Raw genomic sequence first — 6,942 nt, 5'->3', positions numbered from 1 at the left:
GTGATATTGACTGGAGTATCACCATTGTTTGTGATGACTACGACTTCCGCTTCTAAGTCAATGCTCTCTATGGTCACATCACCTGCTAGGTCATTAGTTACAGGCGGCGGAGCTTGTGGTGCAGAGATTGCGCCCTCTCTTTCGGGTACTACGCTATATGATTGGCCATTCGTGGTGACTGTAGACCGTCAGCGATAATGGGACACAAAAGGGGTTACGAAAACCGTACAGTTGTGGGGGTGGTGTAAGCTCCGTGTGAGGTAGTAGACTGACCTCAATAAAGAAAGGAGCTAATGTGTCCCAAGAAAACAAAGGTAAAGCTGATGCTGCCGAGGCCAGAACCCATGAAACAAGAGGCTTCATGCAGCAGGTTAGAGTGACAGCCAGGCGCAAATACACCCCGGAGGAGAAGGTCCGTATAGTGCTGGAGGGATTTCGCCGGGAAGTGGCAGTCAATGAACTCTGCCGCCGGGAAGGCATTAAGCCGGGAGCGTACTATGCCTGGACCAAGGACTTCATGGAGGCTGGGAAGGAGCGGCTCACACGGGATACCGTCAGGGATGCCACGCGTCAGGAGATAAACGAGATAAAGCGGGAGAACGCCGAGCTCAAGCACCTGGTGGCTGGCCTTTCCCTGGAAGTTTACCGTCTCAAAAAACGGCTATTCCTCTGCTGGAGGACCACAACGGTGCCGGCGCATGAGTACTGTGGAGAAAGCCGCTATCATGGCCATGGTGGAAACCTTGGCCAGACGTAAGCGTCAGGCACTATCGAGACTGAGTATCTCAACGGGGGGTAGTTCGGTTGGCTAAGGAACCGGGATGCCGGACACCACTCAATGAAACGCTCTTACGTATCTCTAAAGAGATGGTCGCTAACCGTGAGCAACCTGGCAAATTCACACCCGCTCAGTTGTACAGGCTACCGGGGCTGGCCCACTCTTCCTGGAGTTCCAGGAGCAGCCAGGCGTCGGTGTTGCAGCTATTGAAATATGTGTGAGGAGGTCAATCGCACGAAGCTAGTTGAACGATACGGCACTTCGTTTACCCAGTATCGCAAACTCTTCTTATTCCCAAGGAATATCTTGACAAAGGATGGGTAGAAGGCAGACAATTTCAGCAGTATCCAACATAATCACATACTGATGGGAAGGAGCAAATGATGACGAAAGCAATGGCCGAAACCACCATCGGGAAAGTCCGGGGCACAATGGAGCGGAGGGTCTTCACGTTCAAGGGAGTCCCGTACGGTGCTCCTACCGGCGGGAAACGCCGTTTCCTGCCACCACTGCCCGCTGAGCCGTGGGCAGGTACGCGTTACGCTACTGACTTCGGGCCAATCGCCCCGCAATCCGGGGCACTGGTGGACTGTGTAGAGGCTGCCGGCGACGAACGCGTCATGGGTATCAGGAGACACCTTCCCCAGAGTGAGAACTGCCTGGTATTGAATGTGTGGACGCCGGGTCTGGGGGACGGTGGAAAGCGTCCCGTCATGCTCTGGCTGCACGGTCGTGGCTATGCTTCCGGTGCCGGGTCGGAAATCATGTATAACGGCGCCAATCTGGCCAGACGTGGGGACATCGTCGTGGTCACAATCAACCACCGGTTGAATGTCTTCGGCTACCTGCATCTGGCGGACATCGCCGGTGAGGAATATGCCGGTTCGGGTGTAGCCGGAATGCTGGACGCGGTGCTGGCCCTTGAGTGGGTCCGCGACAACGCTGAAGCGTTCGGCGGTGACCCGGGTAATGTGACCATCTTCGGTGAGTCCGGTGGTGGAGCAAAAGTCAGCACAATGCTGGCTCTACCTTCCGCGAAAGGCCTGTTCCACCGTGCCGTTATTGAGAGTGGCCCCGGGTTGAGAGGAGTCGAGGCAAAGACCGCTACAGACTTTTCGGAACAGCTGCTAGCACAGCTGAATATCAAGGCCAACGAAATACACAGGCTCCAGGAGCTACCGACACAGCAGGTACTGGATGCCGTTAACTCATTAGTACCGGAACGGTCCCTTCTGGGTATGGGCGCACCTGGTCCGGGCATTATGCGCTTATCCCCGGTGGTGGATGGCAAGTACTTCCCTGCTCATCCGTTCGACCCCGTGGCGGCACCGACGGCGGCGGGTATACCGATCATAATCGGCACCAACCGTGATGAGAATACCACCTTCATGACCCTCGACCCTCGCCGCAACAAGCTTACCGAGCAGGAACTACGCGAGCGCCTGTCACCGGTACTCGGTGACAAGCTGGATAGGATAATCGATACCTACAGTAAGACACGGCCCGATGCCACGCCGTGGGACCTGTTTGTCGGGATTACCACAGAGGGGACAAGGAGGGCGTCCATTGCACTCGCCGAACGCAAGGCAGCGGCTAGCCCGGCACCGGTCTTCATGTACCTGTTCACCTGGGAGACCGATTACCTCGGTGACCTCTTCAAGGCCTGCCACGTTCTCGAGATCCCGTTCGTGTTCGACAATGTGGACGATCTGGCCATAACCGGCGGTCGTCCTGACAAATATGAACTGGTCGAGTCAGTGAGTGAGGCGTGGGCTGCATTCGCACGTACCGGGGACCCCAACCATCAGGGGCTTCCAAGATGGGAGCCCTACACTGCTGACAACCGTGCAACGATGCTCTTCGATGTCCCGTGCCGGGTAGAGGTCGACCCATTCCGCGAAGAGCTCGATGCCTGGGAAGGCATCCCATTGCGCCGGTAGTCGACAGCCTTCACGGTTCCGATAAGACGTGGTTGATTCATATGGTACAATTCCTCCTATGAGTTGTACCGTGAGTTATCGGAACCGCCTTCACAGCGGCAGTCAGACACGACGGCAATCTGCGACAGGGCAGCCTTGAGGGGAAAGGTCCCGGCGGAAGCTCGCAGGCTGCTGGAAAAGGAGTGTCCAGGGGGGCCAAGCCTCCTTCATCGGAAGGGTGGGAGTGTCCCCCGGATACAGTTTCTACCGCCTTCATGGCTAAGAAGCGGAAGACGGCCCAGATGGGCCGCCCGGGGATAGGGGTGCCCAATAGCGCAGTGACATGGTGAAGGTATATTGGGAACAGGGCTCAACCCAGTCGGAAAGGCTCCGGGGCTACTCAAGCTTCACCAGGCGGGCTTCAGCCTTACCGTTGCTCACTTCCAGCAGACCCACCGTACCCAGCTTGGGAATATAGGAGGGCATTGTCGGGCTGCCGGGGTTCACCAGGAGAACACCCTTATAGTGTTCTATTTCCGCAAAGTGGCTGTGCCCGAAAACAACAACGTCGGGAGGGTCTTCGGTTTCCTGTTCCGCCAGATGCCGGCTTCGGTTGAGAATACCGCCATACGAGTTCTGCTGGGCATTGGGGACAATCAGCCCGTAGCGCGGTTTGATGTGCATCGCCCAGAGGGTAATACCATCGAAATGAAGGACCTGCCGTTTTTCCATCCGGCTGTCCGGACCGAAGTCCTCGTCCATATCATCATCACCCCTGGCGGCAAGCACCGGGGCAACCATCTCCAGTTCATCCAGAATGTCAGGAATCCAGACATCCCCCATGTGCAGAATCAGGTCAACTCCCTGGAAGACCCCCTTTATCTGTTGGGGCAGTATCTGGCTCTTAAAAGCAATGTGGGTGTCCGAAAGCAGTCCAATCAGCATCTTGCCTCCTAGCTATTTCCACGGCAATAGCTGCGGCTCTTGCCGTGGCTATTGCCGCCTATACCGCCAGCCAGAGAGCACTGCTGGCACAGGGGGCGACTGCGGCACACATTCTTACCGAGGCATACCAGCAGTGCATGGTATTCATTGAACAGGCCCACATCACGCGGCAGGTTATCCATGAAGAGGGCCTGGTAGTCGGCATAGCTGGTTGCCTCCGGAGCCAGGTCGATTCGGTCTATGATACGCCGTGTGTAGGCATCCACAACGAATATCGGCTGGTTAGCCGCATAGAGAATTATGGAATCGGCGGTCTCCTCACCGATACCGTGTACCGCAAGCAGCTCCCGACGAAGCTGTCCCGTCTCAGTGGCAAATAAGCGGTCAAGGTTATCCTGATAGTATTCACCCAGCCAGGTGGCCAGAGACTTGAGCTTGAGCGCCTTGGCATTGTAGTACCCGCTGGGGTAGATAAGCGTGGCAATCTCGGAGAGGGGGAGTTGTCGCAACGACTCCGGTGATAACGCACCGGCATCCTTCAGATTCGCGATAGCCTTTTCTACGTTGGACCAGGCAGCAGACTGGGTAAGAATGGCACCCACCATCACCTCGAACGGTTCCTCTCCCGGCCACCAGTGCTGCGGTCCGTAGCGGTCCATGAGCCGGTGGTAGATACCTTGCAGTATCTCACCTGTCAATTGGCTAACCACGAAGGGACTCTGGCATCAGGCACCCCGTCATACCCGGGCATGTAGGGCTTGATATCGATAACGGGGGAACCATCAAGGGCATCCAGACCCTCAACCTTCAATATATTACCACGACATTCCAGCAGCCTGACGGTCTTCTTCCCGATTAGATTCGGCCGGTTCGGTGTCCGCAGAGCGAAGAGACCCTTCAGGGGCCGGTCCTGCCGGCCCATAGGACGCTGCTTGAGCGGCGTCTCGCTTCCTGCCAGGCGGTGCATCCAGTAGAGCACAATGAGATGGGAGTACTCGTCAATCCCGTCAAGGGCTTCAGTCAGGCTGGTGTCAATCACTATCTCGGAGACCACCTTGTCCCAGTCGCTACGGGGCTCCGGCGGTTTCTTGAAGTCATTCCTGACCACGCCGATTGCCTTCAACACCATATCAGGCATTTCGCCAGCCAATCCTGCTCCTTCAGCCCGGGACCGGTAACTACACCATCACGACCATTGTGTCTCTGGCAACGGCTTCAAGCCACTACCGCTTGGTGTACTGAGGCGCTTTTCGGGCCCGCTTGAGACCGGGCTTCTTCCTCTCTTTGACCCGGGAATCCCGGGTAAGCAGCCCGTACTGGCGGAGTGTCCGCCTGAAGCCCTCGTCCACCTTCAGCAATGCCCTGGCAATACCGTGGCAGACGGCCCCACTCTGACCGGTCACACCACCCCCGGTTACCTTGACCACAGCATTGAACTTGTCCATGTTGTTGGTCACTACCAGGGGTCTGGCCACAGTCTGGCGCTGCTCAAGTCGGGGAAATATCTCATCATAGGGCACACCATTGACGATAATAGCGCCACCGCCACCCGGCATCAGTTTTACCCGAGCTACCGCCTCTTTGCGCCGACCCGTACCGTAGAAATAAACCTGTTCTGCCAAGGATACCTCCTGTTGTCTGCTTCAGCTACCTGGTGGTAGCCGGTTACTCCTCTTTCTGTGCGCCACTTTGCTCTGCCGTACTGACAGCCGCTGCTCCGGTCTGTCCCAGGTGCGGATGGCTATCACCGACAAACACCCTCAGGCGCTTCATCATGCGGGCCTGCAGCCGGTTTTTAGGCAACATACCCTTAACAGCATGCTCAATCACCCGGTTGGGATGGGTCTGCATCATCCTCTCCAGACTGGTAGTCTTCAGCCCACCGGGGTAACCGGAATGCCGGTAATACATCTTCTGCTTCTCTTTGTTGCCGGTCACCCGGACCTTATCCGCGTTGATAACAACAACGGAATCACCCACGTCCATGTTGCGCGAGAAAAGCGGTTTATGCTTGCCCATGAGCAACCTGGCAATTCGCGTGGCCAGCTTGCCCAGAATCTGGTCTTCAGCATCCACAATGTGCCATTCTCGTTTAATGTCAGAAGCCTTAATACTGTAGGTCTTGATCATGATATCTTTTCCTCAAAAGGGTGCGCGTAGTTCACACGTATCAGGCAAAGTCCGCAGGCTGGCAGGGTCGGACCGGCCAGACCCGGTTTTCCGGCAGCAATAATCATACCAAACTCGTCCTGACTCATTTTACCCAGTCCAATCCTGACAAGGCATCCTGCAGTACTGCGTACCTGGTGGCGTATGAAAGCGTTCGCCACAATGTCAAAGTGAATCAGGTCGCCGTCCTTGCTTACTTCTGCCCGGTAGATTCTCCGCACCGTGCTTTTTGTTTCGCCACCGATACCGCTGGCAAATGAGGCGAAGTCATGCTGCCCAACCAGCGCCTGACATGCCCGGTTCATCGCTTCGATGTCCATGGAACCAACGACACGATAAGCAAAGCCCCTCGTGATGGGCGACCGCGTCCGGCTGTTCAAGATGGAGTAGCGGTATTCCCTGCTCTCCGCATCCCGCCTGGGGTCAAAAGAGTCATCCACTGCGCAGGATACCCTTACGGCGATATCCCTGGGCAGATAGTGGTTTAACCCGCTGACAAACGTCTGCCGCGAAAGTGACGAACCGGTTCGGAAGCTGATTACCTGCCCCCGGGCATGAACCCCGGCATCAGTCCGACCGGCAGCCGTCACCCGGAGCGTTTCCCCGGTAAGCTGCCGCAATGCCCGCTCCACTTCCACCTGGATAGTGGGCGAAGTCGGCTGTAACTGAAAACCGTAGTAGTTGGTGCCGTCATACTCCAGGACCAGCGCCAGTCTTGTCGTGGTTGCCGGACCAGTATGCTTCACCATCTTCCGGTTAGCCGCCGTGGATACCATCACTTCAACAGCTCCAGTTGCACTATTGGTGCCCCGTCACCCAGTCTGGGTCCAAGCTTCGTGATTCTGGTATAGCCACCGGTTCGGTCTGCATACCGGGCAGCAAGCTCGTCGAACACCTTATCGGTTACCTTCTTGCTGAAGATAAACGCCAGCGCCTGGCGGCGGGAGTGCAGCCCCCCTTCCTTGCCCAGAGTAATCATCTTCTCAGCCAGGCTGCGTGCCTCTCTGGCCTTGGCTTCAGTAGTAGCTATCTTCTCATGGTTCAGGAGGTCAGTCACCAGGTTACGGTACAACGCCCGCCGGTAGCCTGAACTCCTGGCAAGTTTTCTGCCGGACATCCTATGGGCCATAG

The 6,942-nt window shown here is 56.6% G+C and carries 9 protein-coding genes; 2 read left to right on the top strand and 7 right to left on the bottom strand.

Annotation, left to right across the window (positions count from 1 at the left end):
- The first annotated feature begins 295 nt into the window (after positions 1-295).
- Together VMW13_10680 and VMW13_10675 are read left to right on the top strand one after the other, a co-directional pair.
- Complete coding sequence (locus VMW13_10680; GenBank protein HUV45278.1) at positions 296-757, top strand: transposase; 462 nt, start codon at positions 296-298, stop codon at positions 755-757.
- A 401-nt stretch (positions 758-1,158) separates the two neighbouring features.
- The gene (locus tag VMW13_10675; protein HUV45277.1) at positions 1,159-2,718 is read left to right on the top strand and encodes a carboxylesterase/lipase family protein; all 1,560 of its coding nucleotides are present in this window, start codon (positions 1,159-1,161) and stop codon (positions 2,716-2,718) included.
- A gap of 375 nt (positions 2,719-3,093) precedes the next feature.
- Here the strand turns inward: VMW13_10675 and VMW13_10670 are convergent, their stop codons facing one another.
- The 7 genes from VMW13_10670 to rplQ form a co-directional block, all read right to left on the bottom strand.
- Complete coding sequence (locus VMW13_10670) at positions 3,094-3,642, bottom strand: metallophosphoesterase family protein (protein ID HUV45276.1); 549 nt, start codon at positions 3,640-3,642, stop codon at positions 3,094-3,096.
- An 8-nt stretch (positions 3,643-3,650) separates the two neighbouring features.
- Complete coding sequence (locus VMW13_10665) at positions 3,651-4,340, bottom strand: endonuclease (GenBank protein HUV45275.1); 690 nt, start codon at positions 4,338-4,340, stop codon at positions 3,651-3,653.
- Positions 4,337-4,792: a tRNA (N6-threonylcarbamoyladenosine(37)-N6)-methyltransferase TrmO gene (tsaA, locus tag VMW13_10660; protein HUV45274.1), complete on the bottom strand. Its 456-nt coding sequence runs from the start codon at positions 4,790-4,792 to the stop codon at positions 4,337-4,339. The genes VMW13_10665 and tsaA overlap by 4 nt, the downstream gene beginning before the upstream one ends.
- 73 nt (positions 4,793-4,865) lie before the next feature.
- Complete coding sequence (gene rpsI / locus VMW13_10655) at positions 4,866-5,264, bottom strand: 30S ribosomal protein S9 (protein HUV45273.1); 399 nt, start codon at positions 5,262-5,264, stop codon at positions 4,866-4,868.
- Positions 5,265-5,307: 43 nt separating this feature from the next.
- Positions 5,308-5,769, bottom strand: a complete 462-nt coding sequence (rplM, locus tag VMW13_10650) for a 50S ribosomal protein L13 (GenBank protein HUV45272.1) — start codon at positions 5,767-5,769, stop codon at positions 5,308-5,310.
- Positions 5,769-6,587 (bottom strand): tRNA pseudouridine(38-40) synthase TruA, encoded by an 819-nt coding sequence (gene truA, locus VMW13_10645; protein HUV45271.1) that lies wholly within the window; start codon positions 6,585-6,587, stop codon positions 5,769-5,771. Before truA ends, rplM begins: the two co-directional genes overlap by 1 nt.
- Entirely contained in the window at positions 6,587-6,928 is a 342-nt protein-coding gene (gene rplQ / locus VMW13_10640) for a 50S ribosomal protein L17 (protein ID HUV45270.1), read from the bottom strand. The genes truA and rplQ overlap by 1 nt, the downstream gene beginning before the upstream one ends.
- Between the last annotated feature and the right edge of the window lie 14 nt (positions 6,929-6,942).

The organism is Dehalococcoidales bacterium, from assembly GCA_035529395.1.
Taxonomy (GTDB): Bacteria; Chloroflexota; Dehalococcoidia; order Dehalococcoidales; family Fen-1064; genus DUES01.
The sequence above is the reverse complement of the archived record's forward strand: the minus strand, read 5'-3'. Positions and strand labels throughout refer to the sequence as shown.